Genomic DNA, 20,048 nt, shown 5'->3' on the forward strand with positions numbered 1-20,048 from the left:
CTTCCCGCTCGTTTTCCGTTATGCTCCCTTTCATAGGAATGTGGAGCCATAACGGGCTATTGAGGAGATCACCATGAAGAAAAATTTCCTGGCCTTGCTCCTGGCGATCCCGGCGACGGGACTGAGCGCCCCGAAAAAGGTCACCGTCGCGACCGATCCCGGCGACGCCTGGCCCGCCGCCGCACGAAGCCTGATGGAAAAAGCGGCGCAGATCGTCTTTGATCGCATCAATGACCATGACGTCGCGCAGTGTGCGTATCGGAATGCGTTCCGGGAGAATACGGACAAGGTGCGCCGGCAATGGAGCTCGCAGATCACCGTGCTGAATAAAAATGGAGAGGTCACACTCAGGATCTTGAAGAAAAAGCTGGATCGATCCATTCTGGGGCTGGCTCAGCTCAACAAGGCCCGCGTGGATCCGGAATTTTTTCGCATCCACCATCTCGAGATCATTCTGAACGAGACCAATCTCAATCAGTTTGCTGACCAGTATCCGACGGCGGATGGAGGGGAGCTTGGGATTTGGGTGAATACGATCGCTCATGAGCTGGCGCATAATTTTGGTTACCGGCATGGCCACAGCGGGGTCTGGGCCAGGGACTATCCGGGATATTTTCCGACCGAACTGGGCTTCTGTGTGATGACGCAGGGGAAACACGGCAGTGATTTGGGGGATTATGAACTTCGCAGAAAATTCAAGGAAGCCCGCTAGGATTTGGCTCGGAGCGGCTATTCTTCTGGTCGTGGCCGTGGTCCTGCGCTGGTGGAATCTCGGGGCGATTACGGAAAAAATCTTTGATGAAGCTCACTATGTGCCGGCGGCCGAGGTCCTGGTTGGAATTCAGGACCATCCGGGTATGGGAGTCTGGTCCTTTCATCCTTTGATAGGCAAGGCCCCGGCGCCGAATTTCGAGCATCCCCTGCTCGGCAAGTTTCTGATTGGCTGGGGAATGCGCCTCTTCGGAGCGGATGCCGTGGGTTGGCGCTTTTTTCCCGCTCTCATCGGCTGTCTCAGTCTGGTTCTGATGGGCTGGCTGGGGTTCAGGTTTTTTGGACAACCGATGCTCGCCCTGTTGGGTTTGCTCTTTCTGGGTTTTGACAGCCTGCATATGATCCATTCGCGGCTGGCCATGCTGGATATATTTCTGATGACCGCGCTGCTGGGACTTCTGCTCAGCAGCTGGGAGTTGATCCAACAACCGGACAGCTGGACCTGGCGGATCGCCGCGACGCTCTGCATTGCGCTTGGCCTTTCCAGCAAATGGGTCTTTGCCTTCGGCATTCTCGCCTTCAGCTGGTGTCTGCTGGCCATGGGGCAAGGCAGTAAGAAGCTGCGTTTTCAAACCTGGGTCATCGTCGGGCTCATGGCCCTCGGTCTTTATCACCTTTGGTTCCCCTACTATGCCGCGCAAGGCTTTTCCTATGGGGAATGGCTTGAATTTCACATCGCAGCCAACGTCGTGATCACGGGTAAACTCGCCCATCATCCCTATGGAGCCTCCGCCCTCTCGATGCTCTTCAACCAGCGTAATATCTGGTACCACTTTCAGCAGTTGCCAGGGCAGATGACGGTGGGGTTGGTGGGTCTCGTCAATCCTCTCCTGATCTTTTCCGTGCTGCCGGCACTGACGGTTTGCCTCGTGAATTATCGGAAGACGAGGGAGCGGCAGGATATCTTTATCCTTGGCTGGTTTGCCTGCTGCTATCTGCCTTTTTTTCTGGTGCTTCGTGAAAGGCAGGGCTTTCTTTATTACATGCTGCTCGTCCTCCCGCTGATCATTCTCGCCGTCGTGCGCATGCTGGATATTCTGGGGAAGAAAATCAGGTTCAGAGTGCTGGCCACGATTTATGGACTGGTTTTTCTGGGCTTCGCCGCTTTCTATCTGCCGGTGGTCCTGGCCCTGCCGATGACGCGGGATTATTATCTCTGGCTGATAAAATTCACGGGGGTCTAGCACCCCCGTCTCCACCTTACTTGTAATCGTTGTCGACCCAGGCCTGCATCACCGCCTTCACATTGGGTGCGATTGGAAACCCTATCGGTCGGCTTCAAAGCCGGGCTGGCCTCATTTTTTTCCGCGGGAGCCGCATAGCCACCCTGGGCATCATCCGTGTTGTGACAGGCACTGCAGAGCAGCCCATCATCACGACCCGCCGTCTGGCTGGTGACCACCTCGGCCAGGGTTTTGCCGTCGATATTCGGGTTGGGAGCGAGACCGAACTTTGAGGAATAGATCGGCTCGCTCCAGCCTATCAGAACCTTTTGTTTGACTGCGTTCGATCCCTCCATCTGTTTCATGATTTTGGTGGCTGCCGGTTCCTGCTCCGCGCAGGCGGGCAGAAGAAACAGCAGGACTATGAATCCAAACTTTCGCGCCAAGGATTCGTCCTCCACAAAACTCGAAAAGTCACTTGATGCCTTGGCAGGAAGCAAGATCAGGACCAACCGACAAATCCTTGAAACCATTATGGGATAAGGGTTTCAAGCGCGCAAATTCGCGCAGATCCAGGCCGCGAATTGAGGGATCTCACCCCTTCCCATTTTCCGTTCGCATTCTCCTGGAGGCGCGGCTAGACTTGGGAGGAACGATGCGGGAGGAACGTCATGCACCATCACTTTGGACCGACCCTGACTCAACACCGCCAGCTGCTGGTGAAACAGCGCCATGAGCTGGCCGAGTGGTTTGGCTTTGAGACACGCAATAAGTATGAAATATTTACCAGCACCGGCCAAACCGTGGCCTTCGCTGCGGAACAGGGCAAGGGCATTCTGGGCCTGATGCTGCGGCAACTCCTCGGTCACTGGCGTTCCTTCGAACTGCATTTCTTTACGCCCGAACGCCAGGAATTCATGCGCGCCGTCCATCCCTTTCGCTGGTACTTCGAGGAACTCGTCGTCCAGGACCAGCAGGGCCGCAGCCTCGGTCGCATCGTGAAACGTTTTTCCATCCTCAGCAAACGCTTTGCGGTTTATGACGCGCATAATCAGGTGATCATGGAGGTAGCCTCGCCGATTTGGAAAATATGGACCTTTCCGTTTGTGAAGCAGGGCCGAACCGTGGCGGTCGTGAAAAAGAAATGGACCGGGCTCTTGCGTGAAGCCTTCACGGACAAGGATACCTTTGCCATCGAGATGGAAGATGGCAGTCTGAATGAAAACGTCCGGCGCCTGCTGCTGGCCGCAGCTCTTTACATTGATTTGATGTATTTCGAGAAAAAAGCCAATACCTGAAGCGCTTTTCCTGCCTGTCCCACAGCCCTGGTAATCTTCCCAGGGCCTCATGAATGCCTTATCATATGTATACCAGTATTCCGCTGCTTTGATCTTGAGGGCTTTGCCATGAATATCGGAAAGACCTTCGGTTCCGGTTTGTTACTCTTTTGGTCCCTCACGTGCCTGGCCAATTCCAACGACCTGCCTCTCATCGTGGACTATGTGGAAGACCCGGGCGGTTCCCTCACGTTTGAAACCGTCGCAGCGATGCAAGCGGATGCCTGGCAAAAATCCGGGGAATCCGTTTTAAATTTCGGTTTCACGCAGTCCATCTACTGGCTGCGTCTGACCATTCAGGGTGATCCCGCAGAAACCCGCAGGATGTTCCTGGAGATCGCCTATCCTGCCCTCGACAAACTGCAGCTCTATAGTCCAGCGTCCGATGGAACCTACTCGATGCGGGCAACCGGCGATCGTTATCCCTTTTCGCAGCGGGATGTCACCCATCGCAATTTTATTTTCAAACTCGACGTCCAGGGCCAGCAGACTTACTTCCTGCGCTGCGAATCGACCGGTTCCATGAAGATTCCCCTGGCCCTCTTTGACCCCGAGCATTTTCATAAAGTCAACGAGTGGGAGGCCATAGGTCTGGGTTTCTTCTGTGGCGTCATCATTGTGATGATCCTCTATAACTCCTTCCTGGCTCTGACCATCCGGGATATGAACTATGTCTACTACATAGGGTACATCGGTTTGTTCATGGTCTTTAACATCTCTCTGAACGGCCTGAGTTATCAGTATCTCTGGCCTCATAGTATCTGGCTGGCCAATTACAGTATTCCTCTGGCCATTTATGGTTCGGCCGCGTTTGCTTTACAATTTTCCCGGCGTTTTCTGCGGACGGATCTCTACCATGTCTGGCTCGACAAGGCGATCATATCCATCATGCTCTGGGCGGTCCTGGGTGTGCTGCTGGTGCCCTTTCTTTCCTACAAAATCACCACCCAATCCTGCACCTCGGTGGCTCTCGCGGTCAATTGTGTTCTCCTGACGGCCGGTCTTATCCTGGTCAGGCGCGGCCACCGCTCGGCCCGTTTTTATATGATCGCCTTCGCCGCCATCTGGGTTGGTATGGCCGTGAAAGCCTTGCAAACCCTTGGTTTCATGCCAGTGACAGCGTACACCGAAAATGGAGTGGTCTTTGGTTCCATCGCGGAAGTCATCCTTCTCTCGCTGGCCCTGGGCGATAAGATTCATCTGGAGCAAAGAGCCGCTCGGAAAAAAATCGAAAGCCTCAACGCCAGCCTTTCGGAAAAAGTGGTCGCACAAACCAGCGAAATCCATTCCATGCTGATGAACATCAAGCAGGGGATTTTCACCGTGGAACTGGTGGGTGGGGTTCCCGTGCTCAACCCGGATTTTTCCGAGCATCTGACCCAAATCCTGGGGGAAAGAAATCTGGCCGGCAAACCGGTGATGGAGGTCGTCTTTGGGCGCAGCCTCGTCTCGGCCGACGATCGGGCCCTGATTCAAAGCGTGATCGTCTCCTGTCTGGGCGAAGAGTTCATTGCCTACGAACTGAATGCCCAGCAGCTGCCAAAGGATTTCACCCTGAAAACATCGGACGGTCTGCACAAGATCATCGAAATCGAATGGTGCCCGGTCCTGGCGCCGGATTCGAATATCATCCAGAATTTCCTCGTCACCCTCCGGGATGTGAGTTCCTACCGGACACTGCAGGCCCATTCCCGCGAGCAGGAGGAGGAACTGCAGTGCATTTCCGAACTTCTGAACTGTCCCAACACCAACTTTGTCCGCTTCTGCCAGCTTTGCTACGACCTCTTCGACGAGAACCGCCGCCTGGTGCTAAGCCCGCATCTCCGGGATACTGAGGCTTTGAAGATCATGTTCATCAATATGCATACGCTCAAGGGCGAAGCGCGCCAGCTCCGGCTGAGCCACCTGACCAGCCATATTCATACTGCGGAACAGGCCTTTGCCGATGCGAACAAGGGCGACCGGCTCCGGCTCAAACCGGATCAACTGCTCAACCTGATGGATGACTGCGAAATGGCTCTGCAACGCTACATCGATATCAATGAGAAAAAACTGGGGCGTTCCACCACAACCACGGAATTGCCTGTCAATCGCAATTGTCTGGTGGAGGTCATCCAGAAATTCCGTCAGGTCCTGACCCTGCCTTTGGCCCTTCCTCTCCGTCAGGATCTGCAGGAAACGGCGCAGAAACTCACCGATACGGTCTTCCCCAGTGCGACACTTATTCTGAATGAAGCCATGAAGCATGCCGGCACACTGGCCCGCGACCTTCATAAGGCGCATCCCGAGATTCGCATCGACTCCGCCCATCTCAACCTCAGCGTGGCCGGCGAGACCCTTCTGCGGAAAGTCTTTCTGCATTTGATTCGCAACTCTCTGGATCACGGCATCGAAGCGCCGGAGGAACGGCTGGCCAAGGGCAAACCGGCGCGGGGAACCATCGACGTCGTCGTGGATCAGCCGGACGGACAATCGCTGAGGATTCGTTACCGTGATGATGGACGCGGCATCAATATCGAAAAACTGAAATGGATCGCCGCGGATCTGGGGATTTTGAACCCGGAGGAACTGCGTGATCCACTTCGCATCGCCTATGTGATCTTTGAAGACGGCATCTCAACCAGCAAGACCGTGACCGAGATTTCCGGGCGTGGAGTGGGGATGGGAGCCATCAAGGAATACATTGAAAGGCTCGGGGGACGCATTGAGCTCAAGGTGAAAAACCCGGAGGCAGGGGATCCTGGTTATCTGCCTTTCGAACTCGTCCTGCTCACCCCTATCGAAATCATGGCCGCGTAAATCCCTGATCAAACCTGCAGTCACAGAGCTTGATAGAGTGGACAACGATCTGACTCCTTTTCGGGAGTCCGTTCCTGGTTGCTGTTGTTCATGACTGCGGAGTTGCCCATGCAAACCTTTCGAATCCTGTCCATTCTCGCCCTGACCGGCCTGCTTCTGACCAACTGTCGTGCGGATCGGTCCTCCATCGAGGGAGGCCAGCGTTCGCAGCTGGCGGATGTGGCGATCGGAAATTTTGATAAACCCAACTGGACCCGATTTGACCTTGAAATCGAACGCCTGCGCCCCGAACCTCAGAAGATTCAAAAGAAATATCAACGCATGGACAATCAGGACCTGCGTGATGCCACGATTCAGGTACCCTTTGGGGATTATAAATTCCTCCTGACCTATCGTGACGACCAGGACAAAATCCTCTATGAATCCTGCGCCGCGGAAAAAGCCAAGGAACATTCCATCCAGGAACCGCGCTATCCGGTTGAAATCAAAATCTGTGCGGCCGATGGCCAGACGCCAGCCGGCGAAGTGAAACCCGATGAGGCGGACGTCACGATCAATCCGGTGGTGACAGCCCCCGACGCTGCAGGATCCTTCGTCGCCGCGCATGGCATGCTCAGCGTTGCGGGTGGAAAGATTGTCGATAAGAATCAGAAGCCCATTCAACTCAAAGGCATGAGTCTTTTCTGGAGTCAATGGTCCGGCACCTTCTGGAATGCCGATGTCGTGGCCACGCTCAAAAAGGACTGGAAAGCCACGCTGGTGCGGGCGGCCATGGGAGTTGAAGAAGGGGGTTACCTGACTCAACCCGCCGCGGAAAAGGAAAGGGTGAAAACCGTTGTGGAGGCTGCGATCAAGGAAGGCCTCTATGTGATCATCGACTGGCATGATCACCACGCCACCCGCAATGCGGACAAGGCCGTGGAATTCTTTACCGAGATGGCCACCCTTTACGGCAATAACCCGCACGTTCTCTTTGAAATCTATAATGAACCGATCGACGACAGCTGGGATCAGGTCAAGGCTTATGCGGAGAAAGTGATCAAGGCCATTCGCGCGAAAAACGCCAAAAACCTTGTGATCGTCGGCAGCCCCACCTGGTCGCAAAGGGTCGACCTGGCCGCGGACAATCCGATTCAGGATTCCAACGTGGCCTATACCCTGCACTTCTATGCCGGCACCCATCGCCAGGAACTGCGGGACAAGGCCGCGTATGCGATCCAAAAGGGCCTCGCGCTTTTCGTCACGGAATTTGGCGTCTGCGCGTCCTCAGGCAATGGCAATATCGATCTGCCCGAAACCGATCGCTGGATGGAGTTCATGAATAAGCACGGTATAAGCTGGGCCAACTGGTCTCTCTTTGACAAGGACGAGAGCGCCTCGGCCCTGAAAAACGGCGCGAACCCCCGTGGAGGCTGGACGGATAGCGATCTCACCGTTTCCGGAGCTTATATCAAACGGAAGATCATGGAATGAAAGGACGAGGGCAGGCCGACCTGCCCTATTCCTTGCCCTAGGACACAGCCGAGAGGCGGTCCAACATGCGCAAGAGATACTGATAGAAGTGATCCACACTCGCGATTTCCACACTTTCATCCGGGGAATGAGCGTTTTCGATGGTCGGCCCAAAGGAAACCATATCAATCCCCGGAATTTTCTCCCCAATGATCCCACATTCCAGACCGGCATGAATCGCTTTCACCGCGGGATCCCGCCGATAGAGTTCCTTGAAGGTGGCCTGTGCCAGTTTCAAAACAGGTGACTCCAGATTCGGTTTCCAGCCCGGATATCCTGCGCCGGCATCGACCTTGGCCCCGCCGAGCTGAAAACACGCAGCTGCGCTGTAGGCAACATCCGCCATCTCCGACGCCACGGAACTCCGCTGGCTGGTGGAGATCACGACTTCATTCTTGGTGCTGCGAATGACGCCCAGGTTGCTCGATGTTTGCACCAGCCCTTTGATATCCGCACTCATTTTGATGACACCATGCGGAATTGCGGCGATCGTGGCGAGAATCTTATTCTGGAGCGCACGAGCCCAGACTTTGCCGCGCCGCGTTTTTATGGTCGCCAGGGTAACTTTTACGCCTGGATCCGAGGCCTGGAGTTCGGCTTGAATGACCTCCTGAAAACGATCGATCAACTGGACGGATTCCTCCCATTGGACCTGAGGCAGATAAAGGGTCACCTCGGCTTCCCGTGGGATCGCATTGCGTTTGTTGCCGCCATTGAAGGCCGAGACTCTGGCGCCCCGCGCGGTCAGGAGCACCGCCGCCCGGGCTGCGATCTTGATGGCGTTGCCGCGTTGTTTGTCGATATCCAGTCCTGAGTGCCCGCCTTTCAGACCCTTGACGCTGATGCGCACGATATGACTGCGAGCCGGGGCTTTGTCCCAGGCCAGCTTCCAGCTGCCGTTGGTATCACGCCCACCGGAGCAGCCGACATAAAGCGCCCCCTCCTCTTCGCTGTCGAGGTTCAAAAGGATGCGGGCGGACACGAGGTTGGGATCCAGATGTTTGGCGCCCGTCAGCCCGGTTTCCTCGTCAATGGTGAAAAGAAATTCCAGAGGGCCATGCTGAACTTTTCCGTCCTCCATCAGCGCGAGGCTGGTGGCGACCGCGATTCCATTGTCAGCGCCCAGGGTGGTGCCGCTGGCCTTGAGATGACTGCCGTTTCTTTGCAGGCGAATCGGATCCTTATTGAAGTCGTGGGGGGTCTCCGCATTCTTTTCACACACCATATCGAGGTGCCCCTGCAGGCAAACGGAAGGCGCGGCCTCCCGACCTGGAGACGCTGGTTTTCGAATGAGGAGATTGCCAACGGCGTCCCGATCCACGCTGCAGCCCGTGCGTTGAGCGGTTTCTATGACATAACGAGCAACAGCCGCCTCGCTTTTGGAGGGGCGAGGGATGGCGGATATAGCGGCGAAATGTTTCCAGAGAAGTGCGGGTTCCAGACCCGAGACTGCTTCAGACATGATGGCAAAGCTCCTTTGTGCAGGCGGCGATGATTCGCCTGAGGACGAAGATTCCGGTTCCTACACTAAGGGACAGAAGAGGAAGATATCAAGAAATATAACAGACTTGGCCCTGCTGGCAGCCTCGGGATAAATCCGCAGACAAGCGATCGATAGCCAGTTAGCGAATTATTGTGACTTTTCAAACGCAATAAAAGAGCGTTACCATAGTCTTGTGAAACGCCCGAATGGTCGGGCTTACAAGAAAGGTTTATATGGAAAAGAAAAAATCCCGAAAAACCAGCAAATGGGCCCAGGACATCCTGTCCCGCCTGGCCGCTGGTGCCCTGTTCAGCTCTCTCATGAGCTGAACCCTCTCTTCTTCCTCGATCCGTCCTCAAAGCAGTGTAATCCCAAGAAAAATTTAGAATGACACAGTGACTCGACAGGTTGATCTGCGCCCCTGACTCCACTCCTCTCTGGGCGAACAGTAATAGGAAGGGAAGTCCAAAATCCTTCCATCGGACTTTGAACCCCCTCCCTGGAATGGAGTCAGAAGCGGAACAGATTAGTTGCTCGAAGAATCAGGGTTGCAGCTGTTGAAGGTTGCGCCAGTTTTTTCTTCGATTTGGATGCTAGGATCAGCGGTGAGGCGCTCATCGATCACTGGACCGCAGAGGTCAGCCAGGCTTTGGACAGCCTGGAGGCCAGCGCAATCGAGTTCGATGTCAACAGCTGGAACAGTCAGCTGATATTGTTCCAGCACAGTACATGCGGCTGTAGCGGGACCTACTTCCACGTCTTCAGCCTGGAAGGGAACTGCGTAGCCTTTCAGACTGAAAGAAGCGCCGATTTGTTTCGTGTTCTGCACTTCGATGCTGGGTGTTTCAGCAGCTGGGCGCCACTCGGTAGCGACTTGCTTACAGGTAACCACAGCTTTGAAAGGTTTCAGCTGCTCGTTAGCTGACAGCTCAGTACACTTGTTTTTCAGGTCTTCCAGATTCATCGAAGATTGGCTGCCGCCTTGTGCAGCATAAGCCGAAGCAGAAAGTGCGAAACCGAACGCCAGGACAGACATGGAGATTGTTTTCATCGAAATAATCCTTATGCAAAGATGGTGTTATACTAAACAGCTGGATATCAGGGTTTAAACATCCCTGCCTTTTCCAACAGTTTTCGAATATCTTCGTTGTATTTTTTCACTTCCGGATTGTACTGATCCTTGTTCACCGAGCCATTGGGCAGGAAAACCATATCCGGATGGAAGTTCAGACTGTTGCTCAGCCACTCGCCGGCGATGATTTTCAGACGGCCGTTGGCATCGGGCTTGGAGTCATAGTACAGACGGTACTCGTATGTGGGCGCCGCAAGGTCGTTGGCCAGACTCGTCGGGGAGTTATCCACTTCAGCCCGCTGACGGACCATCCAGGGGAAAGCCTTCACGATCAGCGCCTGGGGTTTCTCAGGATCCTTCGAAATGTTCAAGGCCACGCGGAAGAGAGGTTTCGACCAGATTTCCGGACCTGGATCCTCATCAATGATGATGGGTTTCTTCTGATTGCCAAGATACTCTTCGATCAGGCGATGGAACGCCTCGGGACGGAGATCCTGAATCAATCCGTCAGTGGCGGCCAGGCCTTGATAACGGCGGCCGAAGATCTGGGGTTTGTAACCCTCGTAGTATTTGATCGTCAGAGCTTTCAGATCGCTTGGCGTAAAGTTGATGCCGTCGATGCTCAAGTCCTTCTTCGGCTCGATCGTGATGATGGAGGCCATGGCCCAGGCATCACAAAGACCTTCCCACTCGGCGGCGGCGATGTCGAAGTTATTCTGTTCCCACTCGACGATCCGGCTTTGTTTCCCTTGAACGTTCAACCAGCGATCCAGCTTGCTCAGGGGAGAGTCGCTCGTCTCGTACATGGCCTTATTACGGCGTGGATACCAGTAGGCCGCCCAGGGCGTACCGCTTTCCTGCGAGCTATAGGTCACCGTTTTTTTGTCAGCGGGCGTATCCGCGACGATTGCGGGATCGATGGTCAGCTCACCGATGGAATCGAAAACTTCACGAACAGCGGCAACTTCCTCTTTTTGGTAGGTAACAGCGCCCATGGCTTTTACGTCACCGGTGTTGGCCGCAAGGATTTGGCGGAGTGATTTGTAACGTTCCTGGATGGCCGCCACATCACTGTTGCCCTTTTGATAGGAACTACGGATTTCCATGAGTTCATTCAGATCAAGCTGTGCTTTGTAGAGGGCAACCGTATCACCAGCAGCGGTCAGCGCCTTGATCTCTTCTTCCTTGGCAGTTATCTGCGTTTGGACTTCATCACAAAGCGTCTGCAAATCAGCTCGGCAACTGGGACTCTCGACGAGGTTACCCTGAGAATCAATGTAACGATACTCGGTCTTTTCTTCTTTCTCCTGGCAAGCTACGGCAATCAGCAAAGGCAGAATAAGCGCAAACTTCTGACAACAATGCATGGTGTTTCCTATCTACATAACGTTTACGGGAGCCTTGCGGGCTCTATTTTCCTGACAGGACCCCTTTTGCAGAAGTCGTTCCAAAAGTTAAGAAGCCGTGAGAACGCCCTTTGGAAGTTGGCAGGCGATTCATTCTGTGGATTCTCTGTAGTTGGGAGAGTACAGCGGTGATTGCTATTCCATGCATGGAACGCACGCCGCATGGGGATTTCCATGAAAGGAAACGGTGAACATGCAGCGTTGCACATTCTCGTCAAAGCTCGTAACTGAGTCCTGTCTTATGTTTCGCTGCGACACGAGCGAGGAGCGCGGCCAATTGCGGACTTTCCGGGTTGAGATACTGTGCGACCTGCGTCGCGGAATAAAGCGCCGACTCCTGCAGATCCATGCCGGTAGTATGCTGACCTGCAAACCACAAACCCTCGACGCCTTGCCAACGTTTGAGTTCACGCGTGGCCCGGATCACGTCCGGCGTAATCAAAGGATGCTGAAAGCGTCTCTCCCCCAGAATGCGTGTTGGCTCCTGGGTTCGACGGGACGCCCAACTTTTGAAAAGATCGACGGGACGACCTTGTATGGGTTCATGAATGCCCCCAAGCCAGACGCTCCCTTCACAGGATGAGTTGGCAATCCCTGCATTGTAAACGCTCCACTGTTTCCTCTCAGCAGACACATACACAGGGTCCTCATGGATTACGATGCGTGTATGGAAATAGTGATAACGATCGAGCAGCCTGTGAAGACCTTCGGCTCCAGGCAGATCGGCTACCCATATTTTACTATGCTGGGGCTGGGCGTTGATCACGACTTGCTCATAAGGCCCGTGACGGCCTTTCGCGGTTTGCAGATACCAAACGCCACCTGTTTTCTCCAAACGCAAAACCGGGGAGGAAAGGTGCACCTTTACGTTCTGACATCGTTCGATCATGCCCTGAAGGTTTCCTTGCAATCCGATTTTGGAATTCCACGTTGTGGCACTTTGGAAAAGATTGTCAGGAAAAGACAACGCGAAGGTTTGGAGAATCGAACGCGCCGACGTTTGCATGGCATCCTCCACAGGTAGCCCGAACATGGAGGATAACCACGGTGTGAGCAAACGATCCTTAAATTCCTGGGTGACCGTGAGACTGCGGATCCATGCGTCCAGCGTGATTTCATAGGGACTATCACGCAGAATCATATTCCGTGCCGCCCGCGTATAGATTGCGAATTCGATGGCTGTTATGGGGGTGGCAATAGGATTCGAAGAGACGAAGTAGGGCTTCGCCTGGTCCAGGGGCAGAATGGTAAGACTGCCTTGGGCTTCCAGCACCTCATCATGCTCCCGATCACCTTCCCGATAGAGTCCCAGCTCTTCAAGCAGGGATACATAAAGAGGATGGGTGTCAGGATGAAAAAACTGAGCGCCTAAATCCACTGTAAGTTTTTCACCCCGATAGTCAAGCGCAAGAGAATCGCAGTGACCACCGATTTTTGCACGGGCTTCAAAAAGATCAATATCCCAGGCGGAATCACAAAGCCACGCGCTGGCCAGGCCACCCATGCCGCCACCGATAATGGCCAGACGTTTCAGCGGCCGGGTGGAAGGGGACGCCCATGAACGCGCGCTGTAAGCCGCGAGGGCACTGAAACTGGCAAGTTTGACAAGATTCTTTGCCAATTGACGTCGGGATAAAGTACCAGTCAGGTCGCTCTTGGGTAGGGGCATGCTCCATTCCTTTGCGGATCACGAATGTTGCGCTCAACTTAGCGGGAAGATACGCAACAGGCAAGTCAGGTCCGACAGGACCTGGCTCAGGATGATGCCAGAAACCACCGTTAGCGATCGTCCTCTCCGAAGTGACGATCGCTGGGTGTCATGACTTTGAGGGGCCGATGCTCATCCAAAATTTTATTGAGGATATCGCAGGAACGCTGCACGTTGGGATCAATCCTGGCGACCGAACAACGCCGCAGCCGATTGCCCCGCTTCCAATCGATCAGGCATTGACAGATTTCACGCAGAGGCACCAAAAGGTAGCGTTTTACCTGGCTATGCACATAGGCAAGGCTGACGAAGGCGACCAGAGACAGGAGTGTAACCGACCAGGCGCCACCGATGGCCGTCAGACGAAAGGTTTTTTGCGTCTGGGTCCAATGCCGATCATAGGACTGGGCCAGGGCCATGAGTATCTTTTCCGCCTCGGAGCGCAGCGCCGGGTCCTGATGCAGGGTCCGGCTATCCAGTTTGGATAGGGGCAGAAACAGAGTCACCGAATGTTTGGCGTCCTGAAGGTGCTGCCCGGTTTCGATCAAGCCCTGACTCCAGGCACTGTTCCATGTGGCAAAATCGGGTTCCTGCTGATGCAACGTGGTCAAAAGACGATTCATGCTTTGCCGCAGGCCAAGATCGACTTCCATAGGCACGCGCAGCTCATCATGAGCCATCCGCTCCAATAGATAGACTGTAAAAAAACTCAGAAGGACCTGAATGACCAGAAGAGCCACCATGCCCCGATGAAAACGTCGTTCAAAAACATACATGCAGGCTATCCTTTTGCGCGCGTTAGCCGCGTTCCTTGGTCTGTTCCAAAAGACGCGACACACTGCCGGTTGTTGACACCACGACGAGGATATCGTCGCGATGCAGAACCTCCTCAGGCTGCGCCAGCTTCACCTGACCAGACTGTGCCGCGCGAATGGCTACCACAGTCATTTCATAACGGCGCCGAAGATTCAATTCGAGCAGGGATTTGTTGGCAAAGGCTGCCGGTGTTTTAAATTCTGTCACTACAAGGTCGGAACCGAGGGACATTTCCTCGAGGATGGCTTCATCGATCACCCGATTCGCAAAGCGCTCACCGAAGGCCCATTCCGGATTGATGACTTCATCGGCTCCGACCAGACCGAGGATACGCGCATGAAGTTCATCATTCGCCCGGGCAATCACCCGACGCGCGCCCATCTGTTTCAGGAGCGCGGTGCAGATGATGGCGGCCTCCTTGGACTGATCGCCCGTCGCACAAATACAGACATCGCGGGCGGCCGGATTCAGCTGCCGCAGCGTGTCCTCGTCGGTCGCGTCCACGCACAGAGCCTGAGCTGCATAGGCCGAGGCGATCTGCACCTTTTTCTGATCCACATCGAGGGCGATCACTTCGGCATTTTTCTTGCCCAGCGTCTTGATCAGGCCCATTCCAAATTGCCCGAGTCCGATGACCAAAATCTGCTTTTTCATGTCATACTCCCAAACCTTGGCACTCAGGTGACAACCACATCTTCACTGGGCAGGGTCCAGCGACTGCGCGTGGGCTGTTCCAACATAAAGATAAAGACGGACAAAGGCCCAACCCGACCCAGAAACATGCAGGCCATAATTACCGCTTTTCCGAAAGCGTCCAGCTGCGGGGTTATCCCCAGCGATAGACCTGCAGTTCCCAAAGCGGCGAACACTTCGAAGAGCAGTTTCTCACTGTCCAGCGGCTGGGACATCAAAAGAATCAGGAAGGCCAGAGTCACCACGGCCATCGCTAGAAACGTCACCGTCATCGCCCGGTACACGGTGCTGTGCCTCAAATGCCGACCCAGTATCTGTACTTCCTGACGACCGCGGATGATATTCGCCGCGGTAAATAGTAGAACCATGAAGGTGGTGGTTTTGATACCCCCCGAAGTGCCGCCCGGACTTCCCCCCACAAACATTAGGAACATCATCACATAAGTGGAAGATTTGGTCAGGGTAGTCATGTCCACCGCATTAAAGCCCGCCGTGCGCGTCGTGACGGAATGAAACCAGGCGTTGTGAATCTTATCCGCTACAGAAAGATCTTTGAAAGCGGCGTTCCATTCGAGACCCAGTAGAATCAAGGTCCCGCCAAAGAGCAGGACTATCGTCGCGACCAACACCAATTTATATTGGATGGGGACCGGTCCCTCGCGACCTAAACGCGGCAGGGCCATCACAAACGCAGGGGAAAGCCCACCTACTATAATCAGGATGGCTACCGTATGGAGAATGACGGGATGCTGCTGCCAGGGTATAAGATTGGCACTTTCCAGAGCAAATCCGGCATTGCAAAAAGCGGAGATCGCGGTAAAGATTCCTTTCCAGATCGCCATGGTCCAGGGCTGGCCGGCCTTTGCAAAGGCCAATGTCAGAACAATGGCTCCGGCCGCTTCCACAAGCAAGGTGAAGACCAGCACCCGAGCCAGGGTATGCCGCATCTCTGATTTCAATTTTTTTTGTCCAATGACACTGGCCAGCGTTGCCTCTTGCGTGACGCTCATCCTTTGGCCCATCAAAAAGAGAGCCAACGAGGAGAGGGTCATGATTCCGAGGCCTCCGACCTGTATCAAAATCAGAATGATCACCTGATCCACGACGCTGAAATGCTTAACCGTATCCAGAACCGTAAGGCCGGTGATGCATACGGCACTTACGGCCGTGAAGGCGGCATCAATCAACGCGATCCCACCCCCGGCGACGCCGCGGAAAGGCACAGCCAGCAGGAGGGTTCCAATGAGACAGAACCAAAGAAAGAAGGTGATCACCACGCCTTCGGGATGAAAGAAGAGTCCTTCCATGATTTTCGTGAAACGACGGCGTACGCCTGTTTTATAGCGAAAGGTGGTGGCACAGGCGAGCAGTCCGAAGAAACTGAGGCGGCTGGCGCTGACCAGATACTCCGAACGCAAGAGGAAAACCGGCAAAATACCGATCACCAGAGCCCCCGCGGCCAGAAATAGACTGCCCTTCTTCCAGGCCAATCGATTGTAATAGCGATCCATGAAGGAAAAGATCAGACAAAGCCAGGTGGAAAAAACCAGCCAGGCCTGAGCCATCGTATCCGCGGTCACACGAAAAAGCTGAACGAGGACCCAGTTGAGGGTCGTCATCAGCAGCATGCTTTTCAAGAGATCATGGCGAAACGCATCCGGTCGCCATCGTTCATGGGTGACCACGCCCGGCAGAAGATAGGCACTGAGCATCAGAAGGCAAAGCACGAAGTAGGCGCGGGCCGGCAGCAGATAGAGATAGAAAAGCGAAACCACCGTCGCGGTCAGAAGGCCAAGTCCCATCAGCCATCGGGCCTTGCGTCCATCGAAAAAAAACAGAAAGGCGATCAGACTGAGCCCCAGGCTGACGAGCAGCCCCGGATCCACGCGTGTCCCCAGCGCCGGTAACAGCTGATGGCTGGCACTCAGAACAATGGCAAAGCTGGTCCCGAGTGTCAGAAAGAAGCCGAGCTTCAACGGGTTCAGATACAGAAACTTCAACATAACACCGTCCAGAATTTTCGCAGACCTCGGGAGGATTTTAGCATAGGATGCGCGCAGAGTGACCCGGAATATGAGAGGCGGGTTACCTCTGTCAGGAAGGACCTCAACAAATGAATGAGAACAACAGTCCCTTTCCGCTGGATCCCGAGCGGCTCACACAGGCCATCCAGCAGTTGCTCCCGGTGATCGCACAGCATCTTGGTCAGCTCCCCCAGCAGCCCGTCAAGCCAGGAATCAAGCCAGGCGACGTGGCCCGAAATTTTGCAGCGGCGGCCCCGCCCACGGCCCGAAGTCTCGATGAGCTGCTGAAGGAGTTCCAGGACCTTATTCTGCCCGCGATCACGCACTGGCAGCATCCCCGTTTTTTTGCTTACTATCCTGCGACGACTTCATTGCCCGCGGTGCTGAGTGAACTCCTCATCGCCGCGCTGGGTTCCGTCGGACTGCAATGGAGCGCGAATCCTGCGGCGACAGAACTGGAATGCGTGGTGATGGACTGGATCATGCGGCTTTTGCATGCGCCGGAGGATTCACCTTTTCTGCATCTGTCCCGCCAGGGCGGAGGCCTGATACAAAACACCGCGGGCGAGGCCCTGGCCGTGGTGATGGTGGCCGCGCGCGTGCAGCAGCATCGGCGGGAAGGAGCCGGGCGTGAACAGGATCCCGAAGATATCTACTGGCAGGATTCCTCCTCGCTGGTGGCTTATATGTCCGATCAAACCCATTTTTCCGGGCCCAAAGCCGTGCGGGTCGCGGGCATGCGGCTTCACAAAATTCCAGCGCGCAGGCTCGCGCATGGGAATATGGGGATTAGCGCGGAGGATGCGCGTCAGACCATGGCCGCGGATCGGGCCCAGGGTTTAACGCCCTGCGCGGTGCTGCTCAACTATGGTTCGACCAACACCAGCGGTTATGATGAACTCGCCTCCTTCGTTGGCATGCGCGAACAGGAGAAGGTCTGGGTGCATGTGGATGCCGCCTATGCCGGAGCCTCGTTGATTTTGCCGGAATATCGCGAACGCGCGCGTCTGATTCAGGACATCGCAACGTCATTCAACTTCAACGGATCGAAGTGGTTTCTTTGCGGTTTTGATTCGGCCTTTCTCTTTATTCGCGATCGGCAACTCCTCAGAACGGTCTATGCCGCCGGCGGCGAGTACCTCGCGCAAACCGGGGACGAGTCCATTTACAATCCGGAATTCAAGGACTGGTCGATCCCCTTGGGACGACGCTTTCGATCTCTGCGCATCTGGATGGTGCTTTCCTATTATGGAGTGGAAGGTTTACAAGCCTATCTGCGCGGTTCGATCGCACAGGCCGATTGGTTCCGAGAGAAAATTGATGCTTCGGCAGCCTTTCAACAGATCGTACGGACGGAATGGGGGCTGGTTTGCTTTCAGCTGAAGAGCACGGATCCCGGCAAAAATGAGCTTTTTTTGCAGCGTTTGGAAGAGCGGAGTGAGCAGGGTCGCAACTTTCTGTTCTATCCGTCGCAGCTCAATGGCCAGCATTTTGTGCGGCTGGCGCTCGGCAGTGTGCACACGACGCAGGAGGACCTCGAAATGTTCTGGGCAATCTGCCTGGAAGCGTCCCAAGGGCTTCACGACTAAGGAAAAAAGGTGGAACCGAAGTTCCACCTTCCTGCACTATTCCGCGCCCAGGGCGGAACACACGCGGGTGGTGAGTTCCCGCGTATGACTGGGATGATAGCGTTCCAGATCCGGGGTCAAGGGTCCGGTGGCCAGAACCTTTTCCACCGCCCGCTCCACCGCATCCGCGAGGTCCGGCTGATGCAGCGACAGCCGCAGCATCATCGCGACGCTCAGGATGGTACCGATCGGGTTGGCAATGCCGCGCCCGGCGATATCCGGAGCCGAACCATGAATGGGTTCATAAAGCCCCAGCTGTTCACCGAGTGAAGCGGAGGGCAGAAGACCCAGGGAACCGGCCAGCGTACTGGCTTGATCCGAAAGAATATCGCCGAACATGTTTTCGGTGAGCAGCACATCGAACTGTGCGGGCTTCAGCGTCAGGTACATGGCCGCGGCATCGACCAGCACATGTTCCAGCTGCACGTCCGGGAATTCGCGTTCCATCACTTCGGTCACCACCTGGCGCCAGAGGCGCGAGGTTTCCATCACATTGGCTTTATCGATCGAACAGAGTTTTTTTCGACGTTGTTGCGCAAGACGGCCCGCCACCCGCGCGATGCGTTCGATTTCATGGCGATGATAGCGGCAGACATCGAAGGCGCTGTCCGGATCGCGACCCTTTTCACCAAAATAAATACCACCGGTCAACTCCCGCACCATCAGAAGGTCCACGCCCTGCAGGATCTCGGGGCGATAGGGTGTAAAGGGAGCCAGAGCCGGTCGCGCCACCACAGGACGCAGGTTGGCGTAAACGCCCATTTCCTTTCTCAACTGCAAAAGGCCGGCTTCCGGCCGGAGATGTCCCGGATTGTTTTCCCATTTGGGTCCGCCCACGGCTCCTAGAAGCACCGCGTGAGCCTCTTTGCAGGCCTGCAGCGTTTCGGGGAAAATAGGCTCTCCACAAAGATCAAGAGCGGAACCTCCGATCCAGCCATGTTCCAGGCGCAGATCGATGGAACCCATCTGCGCGGCCTTTTGTAAAACAAGAATGGCACTTTCCAAAACTTCGGGCCCGATGCCATCACCGGGTAGTATCACAACATGCGCATCTGTCACTGCGCTCTCCTTTCAAATCGGCTGATGGCGTCATCCATGCCCAAAAGGTAACCGAGCTGATCCACGCCCTGCAAAAGACAGAGGCGCGCAAATGGATCGATGGCAAATCGTTCAATTTCCCCGGAGGCGAGTTTCACCTCCTGTCGCTCCAGATCCACGAAAAGAACGCCGACCTCCTGAGCCCGGATGCGCTCATAAAATCCCTGCGTCACCTCGATCGGCAAAAGTCCATTTTTCAGAGCATTACTCTTAAAGATATCCCCGATCGAGGGACTGATCACGACACGAAAACCATAACCTTGCAAGGCCCAGACCGCATGTTCGCGTGACGAACCGCAGCCGAAATTGCGAGCCGCCACCAGAATCTGATCCGCCTGTCCTGATCTTTGATTCAGAACATGGTCCACGCGGCTGCCGTCGGGATGATAACGCCAGTCGTAAAACAAGGCATCACCCAGACCCTCGCGATGGGTCTGTTTCAAAAATCGGGCCGGAATAATCTGATCCGTATCGATATTTTCAACAGGGAGAACCATGAATGTTGAGGTCAGCTTGTCAAAAGCCTGCATATGCGACT

At 55.0% G+C, this 20,048-nt stretch carries 16 protein-coding genes; 6 read left to right on the forward strand and 10 right to left on the reverse strand.

What is annotated here, in order from left to right; translation table 11 throughout:
- The first annotated feature begins 73 nt into the window (after window positions 1-73).
- Both OLTU_RS18120 and OLTU_RS18125 read left to right on the forward strand, forming a co-directional pair.
- A complete protein-coding gene (locus OLTU_RS18120) occupies window positions 74-712 on the forward strand; it encodes a zinc metalloprotease (RefSeq protein WP_141734172.1) in 639 nt (212 codons plus the stop codon).
- Window positions 678-1,955, forward strand: coding sequence for a phospholipid carrier-dependent glycosyltransferase (locus OLTU_RS18125; RefSeq protein ID WP_141734173.1), 1,278 nt, complete (start codon window positions 678-680; stop codon window positions 1,953-1,955). Before OLTU_RS18120 ends, OLTU_RS18125 begins: the two co-directional genes overlap by 35 nt.
- Here OLTU_RS18125 and OLTU_RS18130 read toward each other — a convergent pair.
- Window positions 1,952-2,380: a hypothetical protein gene (locus OLTU_RS18130; RefSeq protein ID WP_141734174.1), complete on the reverse strand. Its 429-nt coding sequence runs from the start codon at window positions 2,378-2,380 to the stop codon at window positions 1,952-1,954. The two genes, OLTU_RS18125 and OLTU_RS18130, sit on opposite strands and share 4 nt — an antisense overlap.
- A 225-nt stretch (window positions 2,381-2,605) precedes the next feature.
- Here OLTU_RS18130 and OLTU_RS18135 point away from each other — a divergent pair, with 225 nt between their 5' ends.
- The 3 genes from OLTU_RS18135 to OLTU_RS32400 all read left to right on the forward strand — a co-directional run bounded on the left by OLTU_RS18135 (window position 2,606) and on the right by OLTU_RS32400 (window position 7,543).
- Entirely contained in the window at window positions 2,606-3,232 is a 627-nt protein-coding gene (locus OLTU_RS18135) for a phospholipid scramblase-related protein (RefSeq protein WP_141734175.1), read from the forward strand.
- A gap of 108 nt (window positions 3,233-3,340) precedes the next feature.
- Entirely contained in the window at window positions 3,341-6,070 is a 2,730-nt protein-coding gene (locus tag OLTU_RS18140) for a 7TM diverse intracellular signaling domain-containing protein (protein ID WP_141734176.1), read from the forward strand.
- A gap of 108 nt (window positions 6,071-6,178) precedes the next feature.
- A complete protein-coding gene (locus OLTU_RS32400; protein WP_218110110.1) occupies window positions 6,179-7,543 on the forward strand; it encodes a glycoside hydrolase family 5 protein in 1,365 nt (454 codons plus the stop codon).
- Between the two features lie 37 nt (window positions 7,544-7,580).
- Here the strand turns inward: OLTU_RS32400 and OLTU_RS18150 are convergent, their stop codons facing one another.
- The 7 genes from OLTU_RS18150 to OLTU_RS18180 form a co-directional block, all read right to left on the reverse strand.
- On the reverse strand, window positions 7,581-9,044 hold the full coding sequence (locus OLTU_RS18150; RefSeq protein ID WP_141734177.1) for an aminoacyl-histidine dipeptidase: 1,464 nt from the start codon (window positions 9,042-9,044) through the stop codon (window positions 7,581-7,583).
- A gap of 547 nt (window positions 9,045-9,591) precedes the next feature.
- Window positions 9,592-10,116: a hypothetical protein gene (locus OLTU_RS18155; protein WP_141734178.1), complete on the reverse strand. Its 525-nt coding sequence runs from the start codon at window positions 10,114-10,116 to the stop codon at window positions 9,592-9,594.
- 47 nt (window positions 10,117-10,163) lie between these two features.
- Window positions 10,164-11,504, reverse strand: a complete 1,341-nt coding sequence (locus OLTU_RS18160; protein ID WP_141734179.1) for a hypothetical protein — start codon at window positions 11,502-11,504, stop codon at window positions 10,164-10,166.
- 253 nt (window positions 11,505-11,757) lie between these two features.
- Entirely contained in the window at window positions 11,758-13,212 is a 1,455-nt protein-coding gene (locus OLTU_RS18165) for an FAD-dependent oxidoreductase (protein ID WP_141734180.1), read from the reverse strand.
- Window positions 13,213-13,322: 110 nt separating this feature from the next.
- On the reverse strand, window positions 13,323-14,027 hold the full coding sequence (locus OLTU_RS18170; protein ID WP_141734181.1) for a hypothetical protein: 705 nt from the start codon (window positions 14,025-14,027) through the stop codon (window positions 13,323-13,325).
- A 22-nt stretch (window positions 14,028-14,049) separates the two neighbouring features.
- Window positions 14,050-14,721: a potassium channel family protein gene (locus OLTU_RS18175; RefSeq protein ID WP_141734182.1), complete on the reverse strand. Its 672-nt coding sequence runs from the start codon at window positions 14,719-14,721 to the stop codon at window positions 14,050-14,052.
- A gap of 23 nt (window positions 14,722-14,744) precedes the next feature.
- Window positions 14,745-16,763, reverse strand: a complete 2,019-nt coding sequence (locus OLTU_RS18180) for a TrkH family potassium uptake protein (protein WP_141734183.1) — start codon at window positions 16,761-16,763, stop codon at window positions 14,745-14,747.
- A gap of 110 nt (window positions 16,764-16,873) precedes the next feature.
- Here OLTU_RS18180 and OLTU_RS18185 point away from each other — a divergent pair, with 110 nt between their 5' ends.
- A complete protein-coding gene (locus OLTU_RS18185; RefSeq protein ID WP_141734184.1) occupies window positions 16,874-18,373 on the forward strand; it encodes a pyridoxal-dependent decarboxylase in 1,500 nt (499 codons plus the stop codon).
- Window positions 18,374-18,409: 36 nt separating this feature from the next.
- Here OLTU_RS18185 and leuB read toward each other — a convergent pair whose 3' ends face one another.
- Window positions 18,410-19,471 (reverse strand): 3-isopropylmalate dehydrogenase, encoded by a 1,062-nt coding sequence (leuB, locus tag OLTU_RS18190; RefSeq protein WP_141734185.1) that lies wholly within the window; start codon window positions 19,469-19,471, stop codon window positions 18,410-18,412.
- The gene (gene leuD, locus OLTU_RS18195; RefSeq protein WP_141734186.1) at window positions 19,468-20,040 is read right to left on the reverse strand and encodes a 3-isopropylmalate dehydratase small subunit; all 573 of its coding nucleotides are present in this window, start codon (window positions 20,038-20,040) and stop codon (window positions 19,468-19,470) included. Before leuD ends, leuB begins: the two co-directional genes overlap by 4 nt.
- Window positions 20,041-20,048 lie beyond the last annotated feature (8 nt).

The organism is Oligoflexus tunisiensis (assembly GCF_001748245.1).
Lineage (GTDB): Bacteria > Bdellovibrionota_B > Oligoflexia > Oligoflexales > Oligoflexaceae > Oligoflexus > Oligoflexus tunisiensis.

Bases quoted from the DNA above. Each gene is read 5' to 3' on its own strand.
- OLTU_RS18120 (WP_141734172.1), top strand. From the start codon at position 74: ATGAAGAAAAATTTCCTGGCCTTGCTCCTGGCGATCCCGGCGACGGGA.
- OLTU_RS18125 (WP_141734173.1), top strand. From the start codon at position 678: ATGAACTTCGCAGAAAATTCAAGGAAGCCCGCTAGGATTTGGCTCGGA.
- OLTU_RS18135 (WP_141734175.1), top strand. From the start codon at position 2,606: ATGCACCATCACTTTGGACCGACCCTGACTCAACACCGCCAGCTGCTG.
- OLTU_RS18140 (WP_141734176.1), top strand. From the start codon at position 3,341: ATGAATATCGGAAAGACCTTCGGTTCCGGTTTGTTACTCTTTTGGTCC.
- OLTU_RS32400 (WP_218110110.1), top strand. From the start codon at position 6,179: ATGCAAACCTTTCGAATCCTGTCCATTCTCGCCCTGACCGGCCTGCTT.
- OLTU_RS18150 (WP_141734177.1), bottom strand. From the start codon at position 9,044: ATGTCTGAAGCAGTCTCGGGTCTGGAACCCGCACTTCTCTGGAAACAT.
- OLTU_RS18155 (WP_141734178.1), bottom strand. From the start codon at position 10,116: ATGAAAACAATCTCCATGTCTGTCCTGGCGTTCGGTTTCGCACTTTCT.
- OLTU_RS18160 (WP_141734179.1), bottom strand. From the start codon at position 11,504: ATGCATTGTTGTCAGAAGTTTGCGCTTATTCTGCCTTTGCTGATTGCC.
- OLTU_RS18165 (WP_141734180.1), bottom strand. From the start codon at position 13,212: ATGCCCCTACCCAAGAGCGACCTGACTGGTACTTTATCCCGACGTCAA.
- OLTU_RS18170 (WP_141734181.1), bottom strand. From the start codon at position 14,027: ATGTATGTTTTTGAACGACGTTTTCATCGGGGCATGGTGGCTCTTCTG.
- OLTU_RS18175 (WP_141734182.1), bottom strand. From the start codon at position 14,721: ATGAAAAAGCAGATTTTGGTCATCGGACTCGGGCAATTTGGAATGGGC.
- OLTU_RS18180 (WP_141734183.1), bottom strand. From the start codon at position 16,763: ATGTTGAAGTTTCTGTATCTGAACCCGTTGAAGCTCGGCTTCTTTCTG.
- OLTU_RS18185 (WP_141734184.1), top strand. From the start codon at position 16,874: ATGAATGAGAACAACAGTCCCTTTCCGCTGGATCCCGAGCGGCTCACA.
- leuD (WP_141734186.1), bottom strand. From the start codon at position 20,040: ATGCAGGCTTTTGACAAGCTGACCTCAACATTCATGGTTCTCCCTGTT.